The 25,911-nt window shown below is 43.4% G+C and carries 23 protein-coding genes and 5 tRNA genes; 10 read left to right on the plus strand and 18 right to left on the minus strand.

From position 1 onward, the window contains the following. Window positions 1-47: 47 nt before the first annotated feature. Together CI960_RS01695 and CI960_RS01700 are read right to left on the minus strand one after the other, a co-directional pair. Window positions 48-2,105, minus strand: coding sequence for a TonB-dependent siderophore receptor (locus tag CI960_RS01695; RefSeq protein ID WP_005858957.1), 2,058 nt, complete (start codon window positions 2,103-2,105; stop codon window positions 48-50). Window positions 2,106-2,111: 6 nt separating this feature from the next. Further along, a complete protein-coding gene (locus CI960_RS01700) occupies window positions 2,112-3,305 on the minus strand; it encodes an exo-beta-N-acetylmuramidase NamZ domain-containing protein (RefSeq protein ID WP_005858955.1) in 1,194 nt (397 codons plus the stop codon). Window positions 3,306-3,406: 101 nt separating this feature from the next. On the opposite strand from CI960_RS01700, the gene CI960_RS01705 reads away from it, so the two are divergent. From CI960_RS01705 to CI960_RS01715, 3 genes are all read left to right on the plus strand, one after another. After that, window positions 3,407-5,821 carry a DPP IV N-terminal domain-containing protein gene (locus CI960_RS01705; RefSeq protein ID WP_005858953.1) on the plus strand — a complete coding sequence of 805 codons (2,415 nt, stop codon included), beginning with the start codon at window positions 3,407-3,409 and terminating at the stop codon, window positions 5,819-5,821. A gap of 59 nt (window positions 5,822-5,880) precedes the next feature. Further along, window positions 5,881-6,423: an HDIG domain-containing metalloprotein gene (locus CI960_RS01710; RefSeq protein WP_005858951.1), complete on the plus strand. Its 543-nt coding sequence runs from the start codon at window positions 5,881-5,883 to the stop codon at window positions 6,421-6,423. Window positions 6,424-6,488: 65 nt separating this feature from the next. Further along, the gene (locus CI960_RS01715) at window positions 6,489-9,233 is read left to right on the plus strand and encodes a putative LPS assembly protein LptD (RefSeq protein ID WP_094582178.1); all 2,745 of its coding nucleotides are present in this window, start codon (window positions 6,489-6,491) and stop codon (window positions 9,231-9,233) included. A gap of 63 nt (window positions 9,234-9,296) precedes the next feature. Here CI960_RS01715 and ung read toward each other — a convergent pair whose 3' ends face one another. Continuing rightward, entirely contained in the window at window positions 9,297-9,959 is a 663-nt protein-coding gene (gene ung, locus CI960_RS01720) for a uracil-DNA glycosylase (protein WP_005858947.1), read from the minus strand. A 21-nt stretch (window positions 9,960-9,980) separates the two neighbouring features. Beyond that, on the minus strand, window positions 9,981-11,018 hold the full coding sequence (gene asnA / locus CI960_RS01725) for an aspartate--ammonia ligase (protein ID WP_005858945.1): 1,038 nt from the start codon (window positions 11,016-11,018) through the stop codon (window positions 9,981-9,983). A 196-nt stretch (window positions 11,019-11,214) separates the two neighbouring features. On the opposite strand from asnA, the gene CI960_RS01730 reads away from it, so the two are divergent. Then, window positions 11,215-11,288: transfer RNA gene (locus CI960_RS01730), tRNA-Arg, on the plus strand. 63 nt (window positions 11,289-11,351) lie between these two features. Here the strand turns inward: CI960_RS01730 and CI960_RS01735 are convergent. Further along, the gene (locus CI960_RS01735; RefSeq protein WP_005858943.1) at window positions 11,352-11,774 is read right to left on the minus strand and encodes a GNAT family N-acetyltransferase; all 423 of its coding nucleotides are present in this window, start codon (window positions 11,772-11,774) and stop codon (window positions 11,352-11,354) included. A 64-nt stretch (window positions 11,775-11,838) separates the two neighbouring features. Further along, window positions 11,839-12,417, minus strand: a complete 579-nt coding sequence (locus CI960_RS01740) for a Crp/Fnr family transcriptional regulator (RefSeq protein WP_005858942.1) — start codon at window positions 12,415-12,417, stop codon at window positions 11,839-11,841. Between the two features lie 409 nt (window positions 12,418-12,826). Between CI960_RS01740 and CI960_RS01745 the strand changes: the two genes are divergently transcribed. Next, window positions 12,827-13,264 (plus strand): DoxX family protein, encoded by a 438-nt coding sequence (locus CI960_RS01745; RefSeq protein WP_005858940.1) that lies wholly within the window; start codon window positions 12,827-12,829, stop codon window positions 13,262-13,264. 111 nt (window positions 13,265-13,375) lie between these two features. Here the strand turns inward: CI960_RS01745 and CI960_RS01750 are convergent. The 3 genes from CI960_RS01750 to CI960_RS01760 all read right to left on the minus strand — a co-directional run bounded on the left by CI960_RS01750 (window position 13,376) and on the right by CI960_RS01760 (window position 13,667). Beyond that, window positions 13,376-13,450: transfer RNA gene (locus CI960_RS01750), tRNA-Val, on the minus strand. A gap of 34 nt (window positions 13,451-13,484) precedes the next feature. Next, window positions 13,485-13,559: transfer RNA gene (locus tag CI960_RS01755), tRNA-Val, on the minus strand. 33 nt (window positions 13,560-13,592) lie between these two features. Continuing rightward, window positions 13,593-13,667: transfer RNA gene (locus CI960_RS01760), tRNA-Val, on the minus strand. Window positions 13,668-13,903: 236 nt separating this feature from the next. On the opposite strand from CI960_RS01760, the gene purB reads away from it, so the two are divergent. The 3 genes from purB to asnS are packed head-to-tail and all read left to right on the plus strand — an operon-like array spanning window position 13,904 to window position 18,215. Continuing rightward, on the plus strand, window positions 13,904-15,247 hold the full coding sequence (gene purB, locus CI960_RS01765; RefSeq protein ID WP_005858936.1) for an adenylosuccinate lyase: 1,344 nt from the start codon (window positions 13,904-13,906) through the stop codon (window positions 15,245-15,247). A 59-nt stretch (window positions 15,248-15,306) separates the two neighbouring features. After that, entirely contained in the window at window positions 15,307-16,794 is a 1,488-nt protein-coding gene (locus CI960_RS01770; protein WP_005858934.1) for a pseudouridine synthase, read from the plus strand. Window positions 16,795-16,808: 14 nt separating this feature from the next. Continuing rightward, a complete protein-coding gene (gene asnS, locus CI960_RS01775; RefSeq protein ID WP_005858932.1) occupies window positions 16,809-18,215 on the plus strand; it encodes an asparagine--tRNA ligase in 1,407 nt (468 codons plus the stop codon). 83 nt (window positions 18,216-18,298) lie between these two features. Here the strand turns inward: asnS and CI960_RS01780 are convergent, their stop codons facing one another. Next, window positions 18,299-18,769 (minus strand): Lrp/AsnC family transcriptional regulator, encoded by a 471-nt coding sequence (locus tag CI960_RS01780; RefSeq protein WP_005858930.1) that lies wholly within the window; start codon window positions 18,767-18,769, stop codon window positions 18,299-18,301. A gap of 144 nt (window positions 18,770-18,913) precedes the next feature. Between CI960_RS01780 and CI960_RS01785 the strand changes: the two genes are divergently transcribed. Beyond that, window positions 18,914-19,462, plus strand: a complete 549-nt coding sequence (locus CI960_RS01785) for a GNAT family N-acetyltransferase (protein WP_005858928.1) — start codon at window positions 18,914-18,916, stop codon at window positions 19,460-19,462. A 54-nt stretch (window positions 19,463-19,516) separates the two neighbouring features. Here CI960_RS01785 and CI960_RS01790 read toward each other — a convergent pair whose 3' ends face one another. From CI960_RS01790 to CI960_RS01825, 8 genes are all read right to left on the minus strand, one after another. Then, window positions 19,517-19,987: a biopolymer transporter ExbD gene (locus CI960_RS01790; protein ID WP_005858926.1), complete on the minus strand. Its 471-nt coding sequence runs from the start codon at window positions 19,985-19,987 to the stop codon at window positions 19,517-19,519. After that, window positions 19,987-20,577, minus strand: a complete 591-nt coding sequence (locus tag CI960_RS01795) for a biopolymer transporter ExbD (protein WP_005858924.1) — start codon at window positions 20,575-20,577, stop codon at window positions 19,987-19,989. Before CI960_RS01795 ends, CI960_RS01790 begins: the two co-directional genes overlap by 1 nt. Before the next feature lie 32 nt (window positions 20,578-20,609). After that, complete coding sequence (locus CI960_RS01800; RefSeq protein ID WP_005858922.1) at window positions 20,610-21,083, minus strand: hypothetical protein; 474 nt, start codon at window positions 21,081-21,083, stop codon at window positions 20,610-20,612. A 9-nt stretch (window positions 21,084-21,092) separates the two neighbouring features. Further along, window positions 21,093-21,836, minus strand: coding sequence for a MotA/TolQ/ExbB proton channel family protein (locus CI960_RS01805; protein WP_008772636.1), 744 nt, complete (start codon window positions 21,834-21,836; stop codon window positions 21,093-21,095). An 80-nt stretch (window positions 21,837-21,916) separates the two neighbouring features. After that, window positions 21,917-22,004: transfer RNA gene (locus tag CI960_RS01810), tRNA-Ser, on the minus strand. Window positions 22,005-22,151: 147 nt separating this feature from the next. Next, window positions 22,152-22,937 carry a TatD family hydrolase gene (locus CI960_RS01815; RefSeq protein ID WP_005858918.1) on the minus strand — a complete coding sequence of 262 codons (786 nt, stop codon included), beginning with the start codon at window positions 22,935-22,937 and terminating at the stop codon, window positions 22,152-22,154. 3 nt (window positions 22,938-22,940) lie between these two features. Continuing rightward, entirely contained in the window at window positions 22,941-23,915 is a 975-nt protein-coding gene (locus CI960_RS01820) for a polyprenyl synthetase family protein (RefSeq protein ID WP_005858916.1), read from the minus strand. A gap of 80 nt (window positions 23,916-23,995) precedes the next feature. Continuing rightward, a complete protein-coding gene (locus tag CI960_RS01825) occupies window positions 23,996-24,688 on the minus strand; it encodes an energy transducer TonB (protein ID WP_005858914.1) in 693 nt (230 codons plus the stop codon). Window positions 24,689-24,895: 207 nt separating this feature from the next. On the opposite strand from CI960_RS01825, the gene porQ reads away from it, so the two are divergent. Next, entirely contained in the window at window positions 24,896-25,906 is a 1,011-nt protein-coding gene (gene porQ / locus CI960_RS01830; protein WP_005858911.1) for a type IX secretion system protein PorQ, read from the plus strand. Window positions 25,907-25,911: the final 5 nt, after the last annotated feature.

Consider the following 25,911-nt stretch of genomic DNA (forward strand, 5'->3'; position numbering starts at 1 on the left):
TCACCCAGTTGTAGAGACGGGGCACGCCCCGTCTCTACAACTGGGTATTAATATTTGAAACTATAACGGAATCCTGCCTTAAACCAAATACCCGGTTGGGGGATATTTCCCAGATCATAATAAGTGGAATTGAGCAGATTATTTAACTCCGCATATAGATTTAACCGCTGATATTCCCAATTTACTTTCATATCTACTAAGCAATAAGGAGCGTAAGGTTCCTCATAAGCCGGCTTAAGATTCTCGTATTTAGTATAACTACCGGCCCGGTCTTGCCAACGGACATACCAAGTGGCCGAAAAACCTTTCCAGATAGAATGGCTTAATTGAGCCGTGAACTTGTGCTTCAGATAATCTAACGCATAATTCGATATATACCCCTCACTATCCTTGTCTTGATGGATAAACGCATATCCCAGTTCTATTTTCCGGATAAAGAACCGTTCGTTGCCCAGTTCCCTCGGTAATAAACTCAGGTTAGTCTCGAAACCAAGGTTATCGACTTTTGTCAGATTTTGGCTTTCCCAGATATCTTCCGGTTTCTCTTTCACCCAATCGATCATGTTCTTGCCTTTTCGGTAAAAGCCGGCTATATGAGCCCGGAGGAAGTAAGTGTTGTATTTCAGTCCGACCTCGAATGCTTCGCTTTCCTCCGGTTTTAGGTCCGGATTTCCTTTATTCGTCTTACCCTCATAATAAAGATCGGTGAAAGTCGGCATACGCAATGCCCGGTTCCAGCTCCCATACAGACGGAAATTGTCCCCGATACGGTAACTGGCATCTATTCCCGGATAGAAATGAATCCCTTCGTTTAAGGCCGAATTATAGTTTGCCAAGACCCCGACTGACAACGTGAAGCGGCGTAATAATACGTTATGCTCAAGAAAGTAGCTGATGTTACTTCGGTTATCGCTTTTTAGATATTGCCCCTCTTTCTCGAAAGGAACATCCTGCGGTTCCTTCATCGGCTTGCCTAATACGTTACTCCTTACTCCCTCGTTTCGGAATTCCACGCCCATACTGGTTCTTCCTAGTTTCCACTGTGTCGTGGCGTTGAGGTTGGCTCCGAATACTTCCGTCTCATGGTAATTATGCCCGGTATACCAATCGGCGGGATCGCTACGGAACAACTCGTACCGGTCGAAATGTCGGGTCCAGTATACCTTGGGGGTGAACTTGATTTTGCCATGTGTTTCTCCTCCGGCGGAGAGGAAAAAGCGGCGAGTCTTGTCGTATTGGTTGGGGTAGGAAGCGGAGTAGAAGCTATTCGCTCCATAACCTTTGTCGTTGTATCCGGCTTGGAATTGGAAATCGGCCTCCTCGCTTTTAAGTTCCGATTGCCAAAAAAGATTTAATTGTTTGAAGTCTGTATTGTCTATATACCCTCCGGACGAGGCATACCCTGCGGAAAGGCGCTGTCCGAAATGAGTGGTCGCGTGATTGATGGCAGCTTCCAGTTTCCAGAGCTTATGCATTCCAGCGTAATTGTCGGTCGAGATCCTGTTCTCTTTTCCTGTTTTCGTGATGATATTGATCGCTCCGGCGAAAGCGCTGGCCCCGAATATACGGGAAGAAGGGCCGGATACCACCTCGATGCGCTCTATGTCCGAGAGATTCACCGGGAGGTCAAAACTATAATGGCCAGTTTGTGGGTTGGAGAGGTTGACCCCGTTTAAGAGAACCGCTATTTGGTCGAACGTCCCTCCCCGAATGGAGATATCGGCTTGGGTGCCTCCTTCTCCCCGTTGCCGGACATCTATTCCCGCAGCATATTCTAAAAGATCCTGGATACTGGTGACAGGTGCCGTCGCGATCTCACGGGCGGGAATGACTGTCACGATCTTGGTCGCTTGATTCCGTGCGATAGGCGCACGGGAGGCGGTAACTTCTACCTCTTCCAGCTCTACGGAAGCTTCCTCGCCGGTCCGGTTAGGCTCGATTGTCTTTTGAGCTTGCGCCGTGTCGGGTAGGGCGAATAGTAGCATACTTGCTGTTACGACTCCAATGTTAATGACTTTGTGCATACTCCGGAATGCGGCGTAACGTTTCCGGTCGAATCGGCGGAAACGTACGGCGACTTGGGTATGCGATTCCCAATAATTCATTCGTTCTTATTTTTTATTTTGAGTAGGATAGTCCGGATAAAGTAAATACTTTTTACGCATGGCCTTGTATTGATCTAGCTCGGGTTTCCAACTTTCCCGGATCTCTTTCTCGGATAAGCCCCTTACGATCTGGTAGCGGAGCTGCTTCGTGCCTGCCAATAAATCGAACCAGTTCGGACGGGAGAAGAAAAAGGCTTGATCCTTTCCCGCTTTATTGTAGAAGTCGAGGAAGAATCGCAAGGTTAATCCTCCTTCGAACGGATATTCCCGCAGATCGATGCCGTAACATACTTTATCCTTTTGCAAGGGACTGGTATCGAATCCGGGCAAGGAGGTCGGGGTAAAAGTGAAATTCCCGTATTTAGGATCCGGGAAACCTAGTACTTGAAACGGATAATAGGTTCCTCTTCCCACGCTAACGTTCGTAGCCTCAAAAAAGCAAAGCGACGGATACAGGCGGATAGACTGGTCATTCGGGAGGTTCGGAGAGGGCTTGACTGGCAACCAATAGGGATCTCCGTGTTTCCAATTCTCCATCTTTACGATCTTTAACCGGCAGGTATCGGGTGTACTTTTCAGCCAGCCTTCCTTATTGATCATCCATGCCAATTCCCCTACGGTCAAGCCGTGCAAGATTGGGAGCGGATCGACACCGACGAAAGACTCGAATCCTTTCTGGCGGATCGGCCCGTCTACGAAATCATTCGGGTTCGGGCGGTCCAACACGATAAACTCTTTGTTGTTTTCGGCGCAGGCTTCCATCACGTAATGCATTGTGCTGATATAGGTATAGAAACGGGCACCTACATCTTGTATATCGAAAACAATCACGTCAAGGTCGCCCAGTTGCTCGGCGGACGGTTTCTTGTTTTTCCCATAAATAGAGATGATGGGGATGCCTGTTTTCAAGTCCCGGCTGTCTTTTATCTCCTCTCCGGCATCACCGGTTCCCCGGAATCCATGTTCCGGAGCGAACACCTTCTTAACGTCTACGCCTTCCGCTACTAGCGCATCTAATAAATGAATCTGCCGCTTTTCCAAAATGGAAGTCTGGTTGACCACTAATCCTATCCGCTTGCCCTTCAGTAAACGAGTGACGACATCCATCCGCTCGGCACCTAGCTTTAACGGGGCGTTTTGTGAATAGACACGGGGTGTCAGGCAATAAAGTAAAAATAGGAATATAAGGATCTGTTTCATTACATTATATAATATATCACTGTGTACTGATCGCGAAAGTACGAAATGTTTTTCACAGAAAGTTTATACTTTTGAGGCGAATAACAGACAATACTAAGAATATGAATGTAAAAACACTTTTTTATGCGGTAGCCTTTTTGAGTTTGTCGTGGGCATCTTTCACCTATGCGCAAGATGTCCTACCGGAATATACGCAAGCACGCCGTTTCGCCCCGTCGAATGCGGAACAGTTACTTTTCTCTTATACCCTTACCCCCAATTATTTTAATAATAGTGACAAATTCTGGTACGAGTATAAGACGAGTGAGGGGACAAACTGGTATCTGGTGGACCCCGATTCGAGAAATAAACGATTATTATTCGATCGGGATGAGTTGGCGGCACAGATAAGCGAGATCGTGAGAGAGCCTTTTACCGGACAACAACTTCCTATCGAAGATTTACGCTTAAAGGAAGATGATCGCACGTTTACTTTCTCGATAAAGGGTACGAACGGGAACTATTTTTTCTCGTATGATTATCCGTCCTCCCGGTTGACTCGGATTACGAAAGACGAGATTTCTGCTAAAATCCGTTGGGCGAATATATCGCCGGATAAAAAGCGGGTAGTCTTCGCGAAAGATTTGAACCTGTATGTCATGAGTTATGAGGATTATGAGAAGGCAGTGAAGGACCCGGAGGATAAGACGATATCCGAGATCTCCTTGACTACGGATGGCGAAAAAGATTTTAGCTTTGGTATGCCCCGGACTTTCTTGAATACCGATACTTTATGTGACCATAAGCGGAAATATGTAATGGGGAACTGGTCTCCCGATGGTCGTTATTTCGTCGCGACTTTGTCGGATCAGCGTGAGGTGCAAGATTTATGGGTGATTAACTCGATCGCCAAACCTCGTCCTACACTTGAGACCTATAAATATCAGATGCCGGGAGAGGCGGGTTCTCCAATCGTTCATTTATATCTCTTTGATTTGGAAAATACCGGGAAGCGGAAAGAAATCCGGGTGGATTGTTTTAAAGATCAAACAATCAATCTAGCCTCCAAGCCGGATAAGGAGCGTACGGGACTCACTCGGAACTCGATCTGGTTGGGAGATAACCAGACCTTCTATTTGACCCGTGTCAGCCGGGATATGAAACGGGTGGATATCTGTTCGTATACGATCGGGGAGGATTCGGTAAAAGCGATCATTGAGGAACGTCTAAATACTTCTATGGAAACCCGCCCGCTAGCGATGACCGATAATGGTAAGGAATTGATCCATTGGAGCGAACGGGATGGTTGGGCGCATCTGTATCTATATGATGCGCAAGGAAATTTGAAAAACCGTATCACCAAAGGGCCTTGGCATGTGGACGCCATCGTAGACGTGGACAGTAAGAATCGTGTCGTTTACTTCAAGGCGAATGCCCGGGAAAAGGGAGATACGACTCCTTATTACGAGCATTTGTATCGGGTGAATCTGGATGGTTCGGGCTTAAAGCTGATTACTCCGGGCGATTATTTCCACCTGGTCTCTATGGATAAATCCATGCGATATATCGTGGATAACTATTCTCGTGTCAATACGATCCCGGCTACGGCATTGTATGATAACCAAGGTAATCGATTGATGACCTTGGAGGAGAGTGACTTCTCCCAATTATTCATGGCAGGTTATAAATTCCCTGAGCCTTTTTCGGTAAAGGCGGCCGATGGGGTGACCGATTTGTATGGTGTCATGTATAAGCCTTTTGATTTTGATTCCACGAAAGTATATCCGGTCATTAACTATGTATACCCCGGACCGCAACAGGAGGGAACTTTCTTTCGCTACATCCCGATGAATCCTCGTACGGATCGTTTGGCGCAAGCCGGATTTGTCGTGGTTTGCATGGGACACAGGGGAGGGCATCCCAGTCGCTCCAAGTGGTATCATAATTATGGATATGGAAATTTGCGTGATTATCCGATGGCGGATCATAAAGTGGCTATCGAGCAGTTGTGCGCTCGTTATAAATTCATGGATATCAACCGGGTCGGCATACACGGACACTCCGGTGGCGGTTTCATGTCTACAGCGGCTATGCTGCTTTATCCGGATTTCTTTAAGGTGGCGGTATCTTGTGCCGGCAATCATGACAATAACATTTATAACCGGTGGTGGGGAGAGAAACACCATGGAGTAAAGGAGATCACGGATGATATGGGAAATATCTCGTTCGATATTCGCATCCCGACCAATCAGGAATTGGCGAGGAACTTGAAAGGCCATCTGTTATTAATCCATGGCGATATCGATAATAATGTGCATCCGGCAAATACCATTGTTGTCGTGGACGAGTTGATCAAGGCGGGCAAGCGCTTTGATATGTTGATCGTACCGGGAAAACGTCATCATTTTGATGACTATAATGAATATTATTACTGGCGGATGGTCGATTACTTCTCTGAGTATTTGAGAGGCGAACGGGAAACAGGTGCGGATATAAAAGATTTGAAGCTGGGCAATTGGTTTCAGGGGTATCAGTGATGAGAAGTAGTATATGTGAGAGAGATTGTTTATTTTTGTCTCGCAAAAAAATAAATAGGATGAAACCTCTTGATATAATAAAGAAATATTATCCGGAAAGTTCGGATGCCTACCGGATTTTGGTGACTCATAGCCGTAGCGTGGCGGATAAGGCATTAGCATTGGCCCGTTTGCATCCGGAGATGAATCTGGATCTGACTTTTATTGAGGAAGCGACGATGTTGCATGACATAGGGATCTTTTTGTGTAACGCACCGGATATCGATTGCCATGGGGAGGCCGATTATATCTGTCATGGCTATCTGGGAGCCGATTTAATGCGGAAAGAGGGGTATCCTCGCCACGCCTTAGTTTGCGAGAGGCATACGGGGACGGGGCTTTCGCTTGCCATGATCGAGGAACGGAACTTGCCTGTTCCACATCGGGATATGCGTCCCGTGTCATTGGAAGAACAATTGATCTGTTTCGCTGATAAATTCTTTAGCAAGACTAAATTGACGAAAGAGAAACCGGCTGATAAGATAAAACAGAGCTTATCCAAGTATGGAAATGAGACAGTTGAGCAGTTTGAACACTGGTGTAAACTCTTTTTAGGGGAATAAAAGCATAAGGGCTCGTTTATTTATTATACATTTGCACGCTGTAACACACTGCAAAGAACGAAGTAATGTTTTTGATATATAGAGTCCTAATCATTCTATTCGTTTTCCTCTTGGGAGGCTTGGGCGTGCAAGCGCAGGAGATTGTCGCTCCTGCCGATAGCTTGGCGCAGACTGATTCTCTCTTGGTGGCTCCTACGGATAGTACAACGTTAGCGGGAGATTCGATTCCAGAAAAGCAGACCGGGCTAGATGCTCCGGTCAGTTATCAAGCGACCGATTCTATCGTGATGACAGCTGGCAACTGGGCATATCTTTACGGGGAAGGCGATGTCAAATACCAGAATATCGAGCTGCAATCCGAATTGATCGAGATGAATATGGATAGTAGCATCGTGTTCGCTAAGTTTGGACTCGACTCTATCGGGCAGGAGTTTGGCTATCCGTTGTTTAAGGAGGGCGACCAGCAATATGAGTCGAAGACGATGCGGTATAATTTCGGTACCAAGAAAGGATATATCACGGACGTGATTACCCAGCAGGGCGAAGGGTATGTTACCGCCGGGCGAACGAAAAAGATGGAAGGGGATATCTTGAACATGGTGGGTGGTAAGTATACGACCTGCGACGAGCATGAGCATCCTCACTTTTACATCCAGATGACGAAAGCGAAGGTGCGCCCGAAAAAGAATATCGTAACGGGTCCGGTCTATCTGGTCTTGGAGGACGTGCCGTTGTATCCGATCGGGTTACCTTTCTGTTTCTTCCCGTTCTCGAGTACATATTCATCCGGTATTATTATGCCGACTTTCGGAGACGAGTCTACCAGAGGTTTCTTCTTGCGTGACGGTGGATATTATTTCGCCTTGAGCGATTATATGGACTTGGCTTTATTGGGGGAGATTTATACGAAAGGATCTTGGGGATTGTCGGCCAAGTCGGCTTACCGCAAACGTTATAAATTCTCGGGTAGTTTTAATGCTTCTTATTTGGTGACGAAATTGGGTGACAAGGGATTACCCGACTATAGTTTGTCTAAGGACTTCAAGGTAAACTGGACGCATACGCAAGACCCTAAGGCGAATCCTTATCTGTCTTTCTCTGCGAGCGTAAACTTCTCTACTTCTTCGTATGACCGCAATAATCAGAACAGTTTATATCCGAACGCGAACGGGTATGCCGACGTGAACCAGAATACGAAGAGTTCATCCATTAACGTAACGAAACGTTTCCCGAATAACCCGTTCACGATCTCCGGTACGATGAGTATAAACCAGACGACCCGTGATTCTTCTATCGCCGTAACCTTGCCTAGCATGACGGTTACGATGAGCCGTATCTTCCCTTTCAAGCGGAAGCATCTGGTCGGGAAGGAGCGTTGGTACGAGAAGATCTCCATGAGTTATTCCGGTACGTTCAGTAATAGTATCACGACAAAGGAAAACTTATTATTCAAATCGAATTTGATCAAAGATTGGCAGAATGCTATGCAGCACTCGATTCCGGTAAGCGCTACATTCTCCGTGCTCAAGTACTTGAATATTTCTCCCTCTTTCAATTATAAGGAACGTTGGTACACCAGCAAGATCGAACAGGAATATGATACGCAGAAACAGGCTTTGGTAGCCCGCGACACTACGTATGGTTTTTATCGTATTTACGATTTTAACGCTTCTATCTCTGCGTCTACTACCTTGTATGGTTTTTATAAACCGTTGCCATTCTTGGGTAATAAGGTTGAGATGATCCGTCACCGCTTCGAGCCGTCTATTACGGTAAGCGCCCAGCCGGACTTCGCTTCTTCTCGTTTTGGTTTTTATGAGACTTATGTATATCAAGACGCGAATGGTGAGGATCGTGAATATACGTATTCTCCGTTTGCTCATAATATGTATGGCGTTCCGGGAACGGGAAAACAAGGAAATATCAGTTTTGACGTAAATAACAATATCGAGATGAAGGTGCGTTCGGATAAGGACTCTACTGGATTCAAGAAAATTAGTCTGATCGATAAGCTGTCGTTAGGCATGAGTTATAATATGGCGGCGGATTCATTTAAGTGGAGTGACTTGAGTGTCGGTTTACGTTTGAAATTATCCAAGAGTTATACGTTGAACTTGAATGGTCAGTTCGATACCTATACGTACGATGAGAATGGGCATCGTGTCGATATTCCCCGTTGGAAAGCAGGCAAGGGTATTGGCCGTTTGAGAGGGACTAGCACCAGTTTTTCTTATACATTTAATAATGATACGTTTAAGAAGTTGTTTGGAGGAGGTGATAGTTCATCGGATAAATCTGGGAATCAATCGGCTTCTACGGATCCGAATGCAGATCCGGATGGCTTGAACCCGGATGGAGAAGGAGAGGGCGAGAATAAGGAAAGTGGTGGCCGTCTGTTGGGCAAAAAGAAAGAGACCGGTGAGACAGATGCCGATGGCTATTTAATTTCCAAGATTCCTTGGAGCCTCTCGTTTAGTTATGGTTTGAGTTTGCGGTATGGTGATTTTAATCGTTCTAAACTGGAGTATGATTACGCCTTGACTCACTCTTTGAGCTTTAACGGAAATATCCAGCCGACAAAGAACTGGCGTTTTAACTTTAACGCTACTTATGATTTTGACGCTAAGAAGATCTCTTATATGACTTGTAACGTAACTCGTAACTTGCACTGCTGGCAAATGACGGCTAGTTTCGTTCCGGTTGGTCCTTATAAATCCTATACATTCAGTATCGCTGTAAGCTCTGCTTTATTGAAAGATTTGAAGTATGATAAGAGAAGTAATTATAGGGATGGACAGCAGTGGTATTAAGAACCGAAAATTGAGAATTGAAAATTATTGGATTGTATAGCTAATTTTCAATTCTCAATGATCTTACCATTCGATGGGAGTTTGCCCAGTTGCGATTAAATAATCATTGGCTTTGCTGAAATGCTTGTTTCCGAAGAATCCCCGGTAAGCGGAAAGTGGGGACGGATGGGCTGATTTAAGAACCAGGTTACGGGATGAATCGATGAAAGCACCTTTCTTTTGTGCGTAGGAACCCCATAATATGTAAACGATATGGCTTCTTTCAGCCGCCAGACGATGAATAACAGCATCGGTAAAGGTCTCCCAACCTCTATTTTGATGGGAACCGGCTTGATGCGCTCGTACTGTGAGCGTGGCGTTTAGCAGTAATACGCCTTGATCTGCCCAACGAATCAAGTTGCCGGTTGTTGGAACCGGATGCCCTAAGTCATCTTGTATTTCTTTGAATATATTGATGAGGGAAGGGGGGAAAGGTACCCCATCCTGCACGGAGAAACAAAGTCCGTGCGCCTGTCCCGGCTCGTGATAAGGATCTTGGCCGAGGATAACGACCTTCACTTTATCGAACGGGCAGTGCTCAAAAGCGTTGAACATATAAGGACCGGGAGGATAAACAGTACCTTGGCGGTATTCTTGTTTAACGAAATCGGTCAATTGCTTGAAATAATCTTTTTCAAACTCGTCGGCTAACCGTTTTTTCCAGCTTTCTTCAATCTTTACGTCCATAATATAATAGTTGGCTGTTAACTAAATAAGCATCATTCCAGCTGCACGTGCTTCCTTGCGCATCTCCTCCGGCCAGATACTTGCCTGTATCTCTCCGATATGGGCCTTACGAAGATAGAACATACACAACCGGCTTTGTCCGATACCACCGCCGATACTTTGCGGAAGTTCACCGCTCAAGAGGCGTTTGTGGAAATAGAGTTCTTTTTTCTCCCCGGCTTTGCAAATATCCAACTGGCGTAGCAAGGCTTCCTTATTGACGCGGATACCCATAGAGGATAGTTCCATAGAACGGTTTAGTACATCATCCCAAACCAATAAATCCCCGTTCAATCCGGTTTGTCCGTTCTCGGCGATCGTAGACCAATCATCGTAGTCCGGAGCACGTCCGTCATGCTTCTCTCCATTGCTTAGCGAGCATCCGATACCGATAATGAATACGGCCCCGTATTCCTTGGTAATAGCGTCTTCCCGCTCTTTCGGTGTAAAGGTAGGATATTTTTGTAACAAATCCTCTGAATGGATGAAATGAATCTGTTGGGGGAGCGTCGGGCGGATTTGAGGAAACATCTCGTAAACTAAATATTCGGTACGGACCATAGCGGCATATATGCGACGGACGATTTCCTTGAGGAAATCGATCTTACGTTCGCTTTCGCTCATTACACGTTCCCAGTCCCATTGATCCACGTATAAAGAGTGTAAATTACCTAGCTCCTCGTCTGAGCGGATGGCGTTCATGTCGGTGTAAATACCGTAACCTTCTTCAATGTGGTAATCGGCGAGTGTCAGTCGTTTCCATTTGGCGAGTGAATGTACGATTTCTGCTTTAGAGTCGTTTAAATCCTTGATAGGAAAAGTGACGGCTCGCTCGGTCCCGTTAAGATCATCATTGATACCCATGCCCTTAAGTACGAATAAAGGTGCGGTTACGCGTCTTAGGCGCAGCTCGGATGAGAGGTTTTGCTGGAAAAAGTCCTTGATCTTCTTGATTCCCATTTCAGTCTGGGATAAGTTAAGTAAGGCTTTATACCCTGCGGGTTTAATAAGATAGCTCATATACTTGTTGTACTTTGTGTTTGTGAAATATGTGCGGCAAAGATAATGATTAATGGCAAAATAACAAGAATGTGATCGCTTTTATTTGCAAAATGGCAGAATAAGCAGAATACTTATATGCAAAATATCAAAAATAAAATATTTCTCTCCTGTATTTGCTAAACTAAGATATTATATGTACTTTTGCGCAGTCTTTGGCTCGGTAGCTTAGTTGAATAGAGCGTCAGATTCCGGTTCTGAAGGTCGTGGGTTTGAGTCCCACCCGGGTCACAAGAAATCCTTGGTAATCATTAGATTTCCAAGGATTTTTTGTTTATGTGATTTTAAGGAAAACTATAACCGCATGTGTAAAATAGGATATTCTTTACCTTCTCCGTCCAAATCAGACCTTTTGTATGTGTTAAAGCCTATATGTTTATAAAAACCGACAGCTTGATTATTTTGCTCATTCACATCGACTTTTGTTACTTGCAAATTATCTATGGCATAAGTGATTAATTTTTTTCCTATTCCTATACCTCGATAATTATTGTCAATGAATAACATTTCAAGATTTCCTTTTGCGATTCCCATAAATCCTACTAAGATTCCCTCTTGTTCAAATCCGAATAGAGTGACATGTTGAAAATATACTGGAAGTTGTTCCTTATAGTATAGAAAATCTTCCTCTTTAAGAAAATCATGTGTATTTAATACTGAACTTTCCCAGATTTCCATCAAACGTGGATGATCTGTAACTTTAATTTTTTTAATCATAATTGTAATTACTATTTAAAGCTACAAAGTTCGGAACTTTTACATTTAAAGCACTGAATCTAAGTTAAAAAATACGTTTACGGATTCTGCTTAGTGCTTGTGGTGTGATACCCAAATAAGAAGCTATATCTTTTAGCGGTATATAGTTTAGTGTAATGCCATATTCTTCAATCATCTGTAGATAATACTGTTCAGGGGAATATTTAATCAAGTCGATATTTCTTTTCAAGAGTTTATTCAGCAATATAGCATTCAAATCTTCAAATACAGTTTTTACCTTAGGTATAGCGGTGTATAGTTCATTTTCTTGTTTCTTGTCTATTCGGTAAATAACGCTATCTACAATTGTTTGCACATTAAACGCAGACTTTGTTTGTAATGTAAAAGATATGTTCGACATTGAGAACGTACCCTCTTTACAAAACCAAAAGATTTGTTCTTCTCCTTTATGATTTAATAGCCAACAACGTAATATTCCATCAAAAACGAAATAACTATACCTCTCTATTTCTCCTTCCTTGACCAAAAATGTACCTTTACTAATCAATATTCGTTCAAAATATTGGTCAAATAACTTAGATTCCTTCAAATTGAAAGTACTGGTGCTATAATTAAATCCTTTAAGTAGTTTTTCTAAAAGCATAGTCTAAATGTAATAATTCGTAATATACTTACTCATTTGATATATTCACTGTTACTCCTGTTCTCCTTAATTTAATTTCTCATATTCAGTGAAATATATTTTCGACTACAAACTTACGAAAAAACCGAAAGTTTTTATGTACGTTTATGATGGAGTTATTTAAGTAATGAAAGAACACGGAAAACAAAGGTAATTAGCATGTTGTTAAATTGTTATTCTTTTGAAGATGTATTATTTCAAGTCGTTGTATTATAATAAGGTAAATAGTGTTATGATAGTAGTGGCAAACGTTTTGCAAGGCGAAAGATAAGCCGCTTGTCAATTCCCGGAGCTTTTGCTGAACTAACCTTACTTCGTTTTTGTTTTATTACCAGAAAGATGAATTGATAAGATAAAAAATAGGGGAATTATGTCAGCATTTTACAAATTTCTTTTTCCAATGAAGCCGGATGGTACAGCTATATCGTTACTGTTGTTGGCGCTTCGTTTGTTATTTGGAGGTCTATTGCTTTCGCATGGGATACAGAAGTGGACGAATTTTGAGAGCATGTCCGCCGCATTTCCGGACCCACTGGGAGTTGGACATTCGGTTTCTCTAGGCTTGGCCATTTTTGGGGAGCTTTTTTGTTCGATTGGCTTTATTCTCGGTGCGCTCTATCGGTTGGCAATGATCCCGATGATTTTTACTATGGGAGTGGCTTTCTTCGTGATTCACGGGAATGATCCGTTTTCTTTGAAAGAGTTGGCGTTCGTTTACTTGGTCATTTTTATCTTGATGTATATAGCAGGACCTGGTAAGTTCTCGTTAGATCGTCTGATCGCTGTCCTCTTGTCGCAGAAGAGATAGGGAATTGTAGGGAAGTTAACTTGCTTTGGAAAAGTTTCTGGAACCTCGGGTAAACTCTCTGGTTCCTAAATAAAAAAAGACTGTCTGGAAACCAAACAATCTTTTCTATTGTGGGCGTTGACGGATTCGAACCGCCGACCCTCTGCTTGTAAGGCAGATGCTCTGAACCAGCTGAGCTAAACGCCCGAAATTCTTTCGGTGAAAATAATAAATTTAAAAGTGGGCGTTGACGGATTCGAACCGCCGACCCTCTGCTTGTAAGGCAGATGCTCTGAACCAGCTGAGCTAAACGCCCGAAAATCTTTCGGTGAAATAATAAATTTAAAGGTGGGCGTTGACGGATTCGAACCGCCGACCCTCTGCTTGTAAGGCAGATGCTCTGAACCAGCTGAGCTAAACGCCCTTTAAACTTATTTTTTCGTTCGCTTTATCTCTCTAAAGCGCTGCAAAGATACGGCTTTTTTTATTACCACCAAACTTTTTGACGAAAAAATGTGGATGAATATGAATTTTGTTTGGATGTGGCTACGTAAGTGTCTGATGGTCCTAAAAACGGGGCATTTAGTTAAAAATAACGATTGCTTACCTTATTATTCAATGGAAAAGACTTAACTTTGCGACTCTATATTAATAATGTATATGGTATTATCGACACTGACTGCTATTTCGCCCGTGGATGGGCGATACAGGAATAAGGCTGAGAATCTGGCGGCTTATTTTTCAGAATACGCACTTATCAAGTATAGGGTGCGAGTTGAGATCGAGTATTTTATTACTCTATCTGAGTTTCTTCCGCAATTAAGCGAGTTAAATGCGGCGGAAGTAAAAAAGGGGCTCCGGAAAATTTATCAGGAGTTTACGGAGGAGGACGCTTTACGAGTGAAGGAGATCGAGAGCGTGACAAACCACGATGTGAAAGCGGTGGAGTACTTTATTAAGGAAAAAACAAATCATTTCCTTGCGGAGAAATACCACGAGTTTATTCATTTTGGATTGACTTCTCAGGATATTAATAACACATCTGTGCCTTTATCGATCAAGGACGCTTTGCAAGAGGTGTATTATCCGGGTTTGGAAGAGGTGATCGGCGCCTTGAAAAAATACGCCGAGGAATGGATGGATATTCCGATGTTGGCTAAGACACATGGGCAACCGGCATCTCCGACTCGTTTGGGTAAGGAGGTGATGGTCTTTGTTTACCGTTTGGAGCAACAGTTGGCATTGTTAAAGGCCGTTCCTATCTCCGCTAAATTCGGTGGGGCTACAGGAAACTTCAATGCGCATCATGTAGCGTATCCGGAATATGATTGGAGGGCATTCGGTAACAAGTTCGTTAGTGAGGTGTTAGGCTTGAAGCGTGAGGAGTGGACTACCCAGATCTCTAATTATGATAATCTGGCAGCGATCTTCGATGGCTTGAAGCGTATCAATACGATCTTGATCGACTTGAATCGTGACTTCTGGCAATATATCTCCATGGAGTATTTCAAGCAAAAGATCAAGGCGGGTGAGATCGGTTCGTCTGCTATGCCACATAAGGTGAACCCGATTGATTTCGAGAACGCTGAGGGTAATCTAGGGATCGCTAACGCTATTTTAGAGCATTTGGCTACGAAATTGCCGGTATCTCGTTTACAAAGAGACTTGACGGATTCTACCGTGTTGAGAAACGTAGGCGTGCCTTTGGCACATATAGAAATTGCCTTCAAGAGCTTAACAAAAGGCTTGGGTAAATTGTTATTGAACGAGAACGCCCTAAGTAGGGATTTGAATAATTGCTGGGCTGTGGTAGCCGAGGGTATCCAGACGGTCTTACGCCGTGAGGGTTATCCGAAGCCTTACGAGGCATTAAAAGCTTTGACACGTACGAACCAGACTGTTACGGAGCAATCTATCAAGGAGTTTATCGAAACCTTGAATGTTAGCGACCGGATTAAAGATGAATTAAGGGCTATAACGCCTCATAATTATACAGGAATTTAGTGATAATACAGGTAGCCGTGAGGCTACCAAGTTTTTAACCATTGTTTAATTTATAACAAATGAGTACAGAAGAAAGAGATGAATCTCAACCGCGTCCAAAAAAAGTGATACCAAGTATCAGACGGGAAAACACAGACCAAGAAGGTGAAAGAAGACCTTACAATCAGGGTTATAATAAACCTGAGGGTAGCTATGAACGTAGACCGTATCGGTCTTATGGAGAAAATAACCGTCCTTCATACGGGGATCGTCCGAGCCGTCCGCGTTCTTACGATAATAACCGTGAAGGCGGGTATGGCAACAACCGTGAGGGGGGCTATGGTAATAGTCGTCCATCTTATGGCAACAATCGCGATGGTGGGTATGGAAATAATCGCCCGTCTTATGGCAACAACCGTGAAGGTGGCTACAACAGCGGCCGCTCGTCTTATGGAAATAACCGCCCGTCATATGGGAATGGAGGAGGGCAATACAATCGTCCGTCTCGTCCTAATTATGATGGACCGGCAAAGGCTTATTCCGCTAGTCCTTCCGGAGAGGGAATGTCTGCGGATGGTATGAAGAAAAGAAGACCTAGAGTAGGTGATACCCGGGTTGATTACAATGATTCACGTTCAAGCGGCGGGGACGGTTACGCACCCAGACGTTCGTATGGTAACGATAACTCTTATGGCGGTAATCGTCAAGGGGGTGGTGGATATGGAAATAATCGCCGTCCTTCTTACAATAATAATCGCCGTTCCGGTGGAGGAGGTGGTTTCCAAAGACAGCAGGGTTACAACATGCGTCCGAAACAGATCAAGTATAAGGAAGTCTTGGCGGATCCGAACGAACCGATTCGTTTGAACAAATTCTTATCTAACGCTGGTGTTTGCTCTCGTCGTGAGGCGGATGAGTTTATCCAGAAAGGGGCTGTTAAGGTTAATGATGTCGTGGTAACGGAATTGGGTACTAAGATTACTCGTCAAGATGTTGTTACATTTAACGAGAAGCCGGTTCAGATCGAGAGCAAGGTGTATATCGTATTGAACAAGCCGAAGAATTGCGTAACGACTTCTGATGATCCTCAAGAACGCTTGACAGTAATGGATTTGGTGAAGAACGCTTGCCAAGAACGTATTTATCCGGTAGGCCGTTTGGACCGCAATACGACAGGTGTCTTGTTATTGACGAACGATGGTGATTTAGCTTCTAAATTGACTCACCCATCTTTCAAGAAGAAGAAGATCTACCATGTGTGGTTGGATAAGAACGTGGCTATCGAGGATATGGAGAAAATCGCCAACGGCCTTGAGCTTGAGGATGGGGAGATCCATGCGGACGCTATCAGCTATGCTAGCGAGGACGATAAGAGCCAAGTGGGTATCGAGATCCATTCCGGCCGTAACCGTATCGTGCGCCGTATTTTCGAATCGTTGGGATATCATGTGACGAAATTGGATCGTGTTTATTTCGCCGGTTTGACTAAGAAGAACTTAGGCCGCGGTAAATGGCGTTACTTAAATGAAAGGGAAGTGAACGCTCTTAGGATGGGAGCTTTCGAATAAAAAAAACGATACAGATGGAAACAATTAAACGAACAAAAATTGTAGACGTACTGAAAAGCGACGCTTTCGGTACTACCGTGAACGTGAAAGGATGGGTTCGCACCCGCCGTGGTAGCAAACAGGTGAATTTTATCGCCTTGAATGACGGTTCTACAATCAATAATGTTCAGATCGTTGTGGATGTAGATAAATTGGGTGATGAGTTCTTGAAACCGATTACCACGGGAGCTAGTATCAGCGTAAACGGTATCTTGACACAATCCCAAGGCAAGGGGCAAAGCGTGGAGATACAGGCTACCGAGATTGAGATCTTCGGTACGGCTGATCCAGCTACTTATCCGTTGCAGAAAAAGGGACACTCCATGGAGTTTTTACGTGAGATCGCTCACTTGCGTCCTCGTACGAATACATTTGGCGCGGTATTCCGTATTCGTCACAATATGGCTTACGCTATCCATAAGTTTTTCCATGATAGAGGCTTTTTCTATTTCCATACGCCGATCATCACGGCTTCCGACTGTGAGGGTGCCGGACAGATGTTCCAAGTTACTACCAAAAATTTGTACGACTTGAAAAAGGATGAGAATGGCTCTATCATTTATGAGGACGATTTCTTCGGCAAGCAGGCTAGCTTGACGGTTTCCGGACAGTTGGAGGGTGAGTTGGCAGCTACAGCCTTGGGACAGATTTATACGTTTGGCCCTACGTTCCGCGCTGAGAACTCAAATACGCCTCGTCATTTGGCGGAATTCTGGATGATTGAGCCGGAAGTCGCTTTTAATGATATCGCGGACAATATGGAGTTGGCCGAGGAGTTCATTAAATATTGCGTACAATGGGCGTTGGATAACTGTATGGAGGATATCAAGTTCTTGAACGATATGTTCGATAAGGAATTGATCGCTCGTCTGGAAGGGGTCTTGAAAGACTCATTCGTTCGCTTGCCGTACACTGAAGGAATCAAGATATTGGAAGAGGCTGTCGCTAAAGGACATAAATTTGAGTTCCCTGTTTATTGGGGTGTAGACTTGGCTTCTGAGCATGAACGTTTCTTGGTGGAGGATCACTTCAAACGTCCGGTAATTTTAACGGATTACCCGAAAGAGATCAAGGCTTTCTATATGAAGCAAAACGAGGATGGAAAGACGGTGCGTGCCATGGACGTATTGTTCCCGAAGATCGGAGAGATCATCGGCGGTTCCGAGCGTGAGGCCGACTATGATAAGCTAATGACTCGTATTGATGAGTTGGGCATCCCGATGAAGGATATGTGGTGGTACTTAGATACTCGCCGTTTTGGTACGGTGCCTCACTCTGGTTTCGGTTTGGGCTTTGAGCGTCTTTTGCTGTTCGTTACAGGCATGGCAAATATACGTGACGTGATACCTTTCCCGCGTACACCGAATAATGCTGAGTTCTAATAGCGCTTAGTGATCATGATAAAAAGGGCCCGTAACCGGTTTCAACCGAATTACGGACCCTTTTCTTATATTAGCTTCCTTTATTAATCGTCGTCCAGATCAATAGGAATTTGTCTTTTGAATGCCTCCTTAAAGGATATGAGCGATTCGGTGCGAGCCAAGCCCAATGGTTGAAGCTTGTTGTGGATGATGCTTAGCAAATGCTGGTTGTTCTTTGCGTATATTTTTATAAACAGGTCGTATTGCCCCGTTGTATAATGGCATTCCACGACTTCCGGTATCTGCAACAGCGCTTCTGTAACGCTTGGAAATTGTCCGGGAGACTTTAGGAATAACCCCATATATGCGCAAGTTTCATACCCAACTTTTGTGTTATCCACGATGAATTCTGAGCCTTTGATAACCCCTAAATTAGTCAGCTTTTGTATGCGTTGATGAATAGCCGCTCCGGATACGTTACATTCCCTCGCTACTTCCAAAAATGGCATACGCGCATTGCCGATGATTAGTTTAAGTATCTTCTCGTCCAGTTCATCTAGTTGATGATGTGCCATATATTCAGTATATTTGTATTACTGTTAGATTATATCTTTCATATTTAATACAAATATAATGATAATCTTATAATCACCTAAAGATTATGTTAGATTATTTTGATTTTGTAAGCATTCTTTATTCAATTATTAAGTATTTTTTTTATGAGCGAAGATCATGTAATAATTAGTAAGCCTGTCCGGGAGATAGCCGATCCTTTATTGGATCTAGTAGAGAAAACATATACTAGTTCTTTCCCCGAGGAAGAGCGTCGTGATTTCTCTTTGGTACGTAAGCTTTTGGAGGAAGATAGCCGTTTCGAGATGTATGCCTTGCTACGGGATGGTATTTATGTGGGTTTCATTACGGGATGGCAATTTGAGGGCTTTGTTTATGCGGAGCATTTTGCGATCGACGAGTCCGCTCGTAACGGAGGAATCGGAGCGAAAGCAATGACAAGTTTTTTAGCTCTCCACGAAGATCCGGTTGTCTTAGAGGTAGAGATGCCGACAGAGGAGATGAGTAAACGTAGAATCGGTTTTTATGAACGTCTGGGGTTTGTCTTGGATCACCATGTATATTTCCAACCTCCATATCGTAGAGGAGAGGCGTTATTAGAAATGCGTTTGATGACTCATGGGGAACTTGATCTGGAGCGATCTTTTAAGCGAGTTAAGACCATTATTCACCAAAATGTCTATGGAGTGAAATAAAAAAAAGGCGGGATTCTATTTCCCGCCTTTTTTAGATATTCTATTTGTAGATCATTATTCGTCGACACGTTGAGCGGCAGAATAACTAATCTTTAATGCGTATGCTTCACGAAGAGCCTGCTTGATGTCTGTAATCGTTCCCATCTTGGTCTCTTTATCAGCCTTGATAGAAACCGTCATAAACGGCTGGTCCTCTTCCTTCATACTGGACTTTTCCTGTGCGATATAATCCTGAATTTCCGAAGTTTCCGCAAAAGCGTCATTTAATTGGATACGAGTTTCAGAACCCATCTTCGCTCTCAAATCTCTAGTCGGCTTACCGACATAGATAAATGTTACCAAAGATTTCTTCTCCAATTTTTGAAGCTCTGTAGCTTGTGGAGCATGGAACTCTACTTTCAATGTTACCTCACGCATAGATGTTACCATCATGATGAAGAACAAGAAAGCGAACACCAAGTCAGGTAATGATGATGTATTCAATTCGGGCATTTCACGACCGCCCGCTTTACTAAACTTTCCCATTACTTTTTACCTCCATAATTTTTAGGTTCAGCTTCTGATATCTTTTGCGGATAAATCTGCTGTACAGCTTTTTGTTGTTCTTCGTCCAAATCAGCGAAATTCTTACCGAATTTTTCCTTAGAAACCTTATTTCTCAATTCGTTATAAGCAGCCGCAATTTCATTCTGCACATCGATATAAGCTTGGTATTCGGTACCACGGTCATTCTGTAAAGAAATTACGTGGTTCTTCGTTACCATCATCTTTCCGAAGAATGGAACATCAGCCTCAACACGCTCAGGCTTATGTTCGTCATTATAAGGATTATCAATGAACTCTTTGATTCTTTCTTTCAATTGCTTGATATCGACAAATTGATCACCGCAGAGAATCTGGTTATTACTGTTGATCAATACAACCAACAAGTTTCTCTTTTTGATGTCAACATCGGTATCGTTCTTCTGATCTTTAGGTACAGGGGGCGGCAAACGTCTTGCCAAACCTTTATCTGTATCCATTGATGTAGTAATAAGGAAGAAGATAAGCAACATGAAAGCGATATCGGCCGAAGAAGAACCATTGATACCCGGTGTCTTTCTTTTCTTACCCATTTCTTTCTTGTTTTATCAGTTCGTTATTACTATTATTTACCCATGATTCTCTTTACAGAACCCCAAACTACACATGCTACGATCAGAACCAAAAGTACGATTGTAGACATGATCCACATATCTGTGATCTTTAACCAACCCGGAGTGTTGTAAACTTGAGAGTCTGCGTTCAAACCTGTTAAAGGAGTTGCGTCACCCATCGTGTAAGTGATGAACAAAACGGCAACGAAGCAAACTAATACAACCAAAGACATAATCGCTGATTTAGCGTTTGTCTTCAACAACGTCAAAAATTGCCAAACGGCAAACAACATTGTACTGATGATTGTCACGAAGAACAATACAGAAGTCCAGTTAATCAATAACCCGGTATAGATGGGCTCTTTCATTTCAGCGGCAGGGTCAACGACTCCACCCGCATAAAACATACCCAGAACAATAATACTGATAATAGAACTTATCAGTAAAGTCCAACTGGATATTTTTCTTATTTTAGTAACTGCCATAATTCGTTATTATTTTTTGAATTTGACGTTGTATTTGATAACCAAGTCAAGCAAAGAGATAGAAGCATCTTCCATTTGATTCAAGATAGCCTCCAATTTGCTTAACAAATAGTTATAGAATACCTGAAGGATCAAAGCAACGATCAAACCACCTACAGTAGTAATCAAGGCCACTTTCATACCACCTGCTACAACCGTCGGGCTGATATCACCAACTTGCTCGATTTTATCGAACGCCATGATCATACCTACTACAGTACCCAAGAATCCTAAAGACGGAGCCATTGCGATAAACAATGTGATCCAAGACATATTCTTTTCCAAAAGACCTCCTTGAACACCACCATAAGAAACGATAGATTTTTCTACAACGTCGATACCTTGGTCAATTCTCATCAATCCTTGGTAAGCGATAGAAGCGATAGGGCCTCTTGTGTCACGAGCGATAGCTTTAGCGCCTTCAACATCACCTTTGTCTAAAGCATCTTCGATACCCTTCAACAATTTGCTGGAATTCGTTTCAGCTAAGTTCAAGTAGATAATTCTCTCTAAGCAGAAAGCCAAACCGAAAATCAAAGCGATAGCAACCAAACTCATGAAGTCGGCACCACCTTCGATAAACTTTGTTTTTAATGCTTGATACATACCTCCTTCAACAGCTGTAGCTGCGTCTGCAGCGTCCTGCGCGAATGCTACGGTAGAAGTTCCAAGGGCACATAAACCCAAGAATGCTTTTGCAAATAACTTTTTCATTGTGTGTTTAATTTTTAAGATTAATAATTCTCTTATTTGTTTTTATTTTATTGTTAATTAATTCATGGTATTCTCCACCGCGGAGAGAGCGGGATTCGAACCCGCGAAACCCTTTAGGGGTTTACACGCTTTCCAGGCGTGCCTCTTCAACCACTCGAGCATCTCTCCAATTATTCGCCTAGCTTCTTCTAAAACGACCGCAAAATACGAAAAAATTCCCATATGCAATCTTTTCAGTGCACAAATCTATAGTTTTTGCTTGACATATACACAATATCCACGAAATAAATTTTGACTTCATTCGAAAAAAAGTGTCTATATGGGTTTATTTACGCTTTTAAACAATTCTAATGTGTTTTTTCGAGTAGCGTTTACGGTTTCCTCTAGCGTGAGGCCGAATGTTTCCGCCACTTTCTCGGCCGTCTTCCATATGTAAGTAGGCTCATTCCGTCTACCTCTGTAGGGGACTGGTGAAAGATAGGGTGCATCTGTTTCCAAGAGTATCTTTTTAAGATCCGTTTGCCGAATGACTTCGGACAGTTTTGAATTTTTAAAGGTAACAACTCCGTTTATCCCGATCTTGAAGGTGGGCAGTTTCTTTATTTCTTCCAGCTCTTCCGTTGTGCCGGTAAAACTATGAAATACGCCCTTAAGTCTTTCCGCTCCGACTTTATGTATGCATTCCAGAACTTCCGGATATGCGTCGCGGGTATGGATGGCTACGGGCAGGTTCAGATCGATGCTCCAACGCAGTTGTTCCTCGAAAACGATTTGTTGCTCCTTTAAATAAGTCTTATCCCAATATAGATCGATCCCGATTTCACCGATACCGCAATAAGTACGTTTAGATAGATAGGATTCCGTTTGTTTTAGGATATCGATATAATTGCTATCCACACTGGTCGGATGCAATCCCATCATGGGGAAAGCGAACTCTGGGTATCGATCGCATAAATCGTGCATTCTGTCAATCGTCGTCAGGTCTACGTTTGGCAGAAGCAGGGTGTCGATACCTGAGTCTTTTGCTTTTTGAGCCAGTTCGTCTTGCTCCGGATCGAAATCCTCCAGATATAAATGGCAATGTGTGTCTATTAACCTCATGGATTAGGATTGTCTATGCATTAAATGATCACAAACCTCTTTTAGGATCGTTAATTTTTCGGGGGCGACTTGTAAAGCTTTTAAGTTCTCTACGGATGCGTCGTAATAGGCTTGGATTTTATTTTCTGTTAATTGTTTTAGCTGCAATTCGTTGTAGATAGAGGTGAATGCCTGTATCTTTTGAGCCGGGTCGAATTCTTTTTTACCCATCCAGCTACGGAGAGCTTCCGCTTGTTCTTTATTGGCCAGTCTGAGAGCGTTGATCAATAAGAATGTTTTCTTGTTGCAAAGGATATCGCCGCCAATGTTTTTCCCGAAAGTGGCGGTGTCACCATATACATCTAGTAAATCATCTTGCAGTTGAAACGCTAGACCTATATTGATACCAAACGCATATAAGTTGCCTGCGTCTTCCTGTGAGGCACCTCCGAGTAGGGCACCCGTCTTAAGGGAGCAGGCCAGTAGTACGGCTGTCTTTAGCCGGATCATCTCGATGTATTCTTCCTCGCTCACATCCATGCGAGACTCGAATTCCATGTCGAATTGTTGGCCGCCACATATTTCCGCCGCGGTTTGCGTAAATAAATCCAACACTTGTTTAAGGTGGCCGTGTTCCGTTGATCCGATTAATTGATAAGCCGCTATTAGCATCGCGTCTCCGGAAAGAATCGCCGTATTGGCATTCCATACCTTGTGTACGGTAGGTTTGTTCCTTCTTTTATCAGCTTCATCCATCAGGTCGTCGTGCAGCAAGGTGAAGTTATGGAAAACTTCCAGACCTAAAGCGGGCTTGATCGCATTCTCTATACTATTATTATATATATTACATGCCATCAACGTTAACGCCGGACGTATTCTTTTTCCTCCGAGGGACAAGATGTACTCTATCGGCTCGTATAAGCTCTTGGGAGGATTGGTGAATTGTAGTTGAGAGATCTCGCTTTCTATTCTTTGAAGTATATTCTCGAATGCTAACATAGCTGTATCAATTAATGGAGTTATGAAATAAAAAAAGGCTGCGAAAATAAAGCAGCCTTTTTGATATGTTTAATGTTATACTATTGCAATCTGAACGTGATAGGCACAGTATACTTAACACGTACTGGTTTACCTCTCTGCTTACCCGGAGTCCATTTAGGCATGGTACCGATCACACGAAGAGCCTCTTTATCCAATGATGGGTCTACACCACGTAATACCTCAGCGTCTACTACTGATCCGTCTCGGTTAACCACGAATGCGCAGATTACACGACCTTGGATACCGTTTTCCTGTGCGATTACCGGATACTTGATTGATTTAGCGATAAACTTCAGCAACTCAGCGTCTCCACCCGGGAACTTCGGCATTTCCTCTACAACCGTAAAGATCTGCTGAGCGGATTCTTCTTCTTCCTCTACTACTGCAGGCGGTGTATAAACGGCTGTTTGAGCCTCTTGCTGATTATCCTCTGATGATAAGATATCTTGCTGTTCCAATTCAACGTCGTCTTCAACAACGTTCAAAACCTCGGTTACAACTGGTGCTGGAGGTGGTGGAGGTGGAGGAGGCGTATTCTCCGGTCTCGTGATTTCCACTTCTTCCTCGGCGATGATGTCTGCTACACCCTCGCTAGCCTGAACGACCATTACATCGCGGGTGCTCCATTCGAAGCCCACGAACAAGACAGCTAAGCCCACTACGAATCCCATCAGGATACTTAGAGACTTACCTCTCTCAAGGTCCGCTTTCGGTGATTTTTTAATTTCCATACGTTTATAATAATTTATAAGTGTTTTTCACTTCTGCAAAAATACAAATTATTTCATATATCAAACAAAAATGAGAGCGATAATATACCTTTTTGGCATTTTTCCCGTTTCTGTTAATGTGAAATCCGTATTTCTGAGATTTGCGGGTGTAAAGTAAAAACATTTTTCCGAATTAATGTATCTTTGAACGATTTTTTGCATGAAAATATGAGAAATAAACTATTTATACTGATTTTATTCGTTGTTACACTGTCTGTCTCAGCGCAAAACGGGAGTGAGGCGTATACTTTCTTACGTTTTCCGACCTCGACCCGGGCTAACGCCTTGGGTGGGCATACCGTGGCGTTGGTAGAAAGAGACCCTTCGCTTATCTTCCATAATCCGGCCTTGCTAGGTGCGGAGATGGATGGGATGATCAACTTGAATTATATGAATTACATCTCGGATATCAACGTAGGAAGTGCCTTGTTCACGAAAGCGCATGGCGAGAAAGGGGCTTGGGGCGTAGGCGCTACGTTTATAAGCTATGGCGATATCAAGGAGGTGTTACCGGATAACGTCGTGACCGGAGCGAGCCTGTCGGCGAAAGATATCAGCGTGAACGGTTTTTACTCCCGTGACTTGAATGAGCGTTGGCGGGGTGGATTATCGTTGAAGTTCTTGTATTCGGGGCTGGCTGATTATACCTCTATCGGTTTATGCGTGGATGCGGGATTGAGTTATTATAATTCGGATAAGGGCTTTTCCTTTGGTTTCGCCTTGAAGAATATCGGCGCGCAACTGAAAGCTTACGAGGATGAGCGACAAAAGATGCCTTGGGATATCCAGATGGGTATCACGCAGAAAATGGCGCATGCCCCGATTCGTTTTTCTTTGACGGCCCAATACTTGAACCGTTGGAAGTTCGATTATATCGATAATACGGATAAAGAGTATGACGGGGATTCTTTCGTTAAGACGTTGGCGAAGCATTTTATCATCGGCGTGGATTTTATCCCGTCCGAGAACTTTTGGGTGGGCGTAGGATTCAATCCGAAGGTCAATATGGATATGAAGTTGAAAGGCGGGGGAAGTTTCTCCGGCTTCTCGGCGGGCGCAGGTGTAAGGATCAAGATGTTTGACGTGGGCTTCTCGCTGGCGAAATATCATCCGTCCGCCATGTCGATGATGATTAGCGTATCTACGACCTTGGCCGATTTTAAGAAGGTGACAGAATAAACCTA

Source organism: Parabacteroides sp. CT06 (genome assembly GCF_002257605.1).
GTDB lineage: Bacteria > Bacteroidota > Bacteroidia > Bacteroidales > Tannerellaceae > Parabacteroides > Parabacteroides distasonis.

Bases quoted from the DNA above. Each gene is read 5' to 3' on its own strand.
- CI960_RS01710 (WP_005858951.1), top strand. From the start codon at position 5,881: ATGAAACCTCTTGATATAATAAAGAAATATTATCCGGAAAGTTCGGAT.
- asnS (WP_005858932.1), top strand. From the start codon at position 16,809: ATGGAAACAATTAAACGAACAAAAATTGTAGACGTACTGAAAAGCGAC.
- CI960_RS01735 (WP_005858943.1), bottom strand. From the start codon at position 11,774: ATGATTAAAAAAATTAAAGTTACAGATCATCCACGTTTGATGGAAATC.
- purB (WP_005858936.1), top strand. From the start codon at position 13,904: ATGGTATTATCGACACTGACTGCTATTTCGCCCGTGGATGGGCGATAC.
- CI960_RS01785 (WP_005858928.1), top strand. From the start codon at position 18,914: ATGAGCGAAGATCATGTAATAATTAGTAAGCCTGTCCGGGAGATAGCC.
- CI960_RS01715 (WP_094582178.1), top strand. From the start codon at position 6,489: ATGTTTTTGATATATAGAGTCCTAATCATTCTATTCGTTTTCCTCTTG.
- CI960_RS01705 (WP_005858953.1), top strand. From the start codon at position 3,407: ATGAATGTAAAAACACTTTTTTATGCGGTAGCCTTTTTGAGTTTGTCG.
- CI960_RS01815 (WP_005858918.1), bottom strand. From the start codon at position 22,937: ATGAGGTTAATAGACACACATTGCCATTTATATCTGGAGGATTTCGAT.
- CI960_RS01695 (WP_005858957.1), bottom strand. From the start codon at position 2,105: ATGAATTATTGGGAATCGCATACCCAAGTCGCCGTACGTTTCCGCCGA.
- CI960_RS01795 (WP_005858924.1), bottom strand. From the start codon at position 20,577: ATGGGTAAGAAAAGAAAGACACCGGGTATCAATGGTTCTTCTTCGGCC.
- CI960_RS01745 (WP_005858940.1), top strand. From the start codon at position 12,827: ATGTCAGCATTTTACAAATTTCTTTTTCCAATGAAGCCGGATGGTACA.
- ung (WP_005858947.1), bottom strand. From the start codon at position 9,959: ATGGACGTAAAGATTGAAGAAAGCTGGAAAAAACGGTTAGCCGACGAG.
- CI960_RS01790 (WP_005858926.1), bottom strand. From the start codon at position 19,987: ATGGGAAAGTTTAGTAAAGCGGGCGGTCGTGAAATGCCCGAATTGAAT.
- asnA (WP_005858945.1), bottom strand. From the start codon at position 11,018: ATGAGCTATCTTATTAAACCCGCAGGGTATAAAGCCTTACTTAACTTA.
- CI960_RS01820 (WP_005858916.1), bottom strand. From the start codon at position 23,915: ATGTTAGCATTCGAGAATATACTTCAAAGAATAGAAAGCGAGATCTCT.
- CI960_RS01800 (WP_005858922.1), bottom strand. From the start codon at position 21,083: ATGGCAGTTACTAAAATAAGAAAAATATCCAGTTGGACTTTACTGATA.
- CI960_RS01700 (WP_005858955.1), bottom strand. From the start codon at position 3,305: ATGAAACAGATCCTTATATTCCTATTTTTACTTTATTGCCTGACACCC.
- CI960_RS01770 (WP_005858934.1), top strand. From the start codon at position 15,307: ATGAGTACAGAAGAAAGAGATGAATCTCAACCGCGTCCAAAAAAAGTG.
- CI960_RS01805 (WP_008772636.1), bottom strand. From the start codon at position 21,836: ATGAAAAAGTTATTTGCAAAAGCATTCTTGGGTTTATGTGCCCTTGGA.
- CI960_RS01740 (WP_005858942.1), bottom strand. From the start codon at position 12,417: ATGCTTTTAGAAAAACTACTTAAAGGATTTAATTATAGCACCAGTACT.
- CI960_RS01780 (WP_005858930.1), bottom strand. From the start codon at position 18,769: ATGGCACATCATCAACTAGATGAACTGGACGAGAAGATACTTAAACTA.
- CI960_RS01825 (WP_005858914.1), bottom strand. From the start codon at position 24,688: ATGGAAATTAAAAAATCACCGAAAGCGGACCTTGAGAGAGGTAAGTCT.
- porQ (WP_005858911.1), top strand. From the start codon at position 24,896: ATGAGAAATAAACTATTTATACTGATTTTATTCGTTGTTACACTGTCT.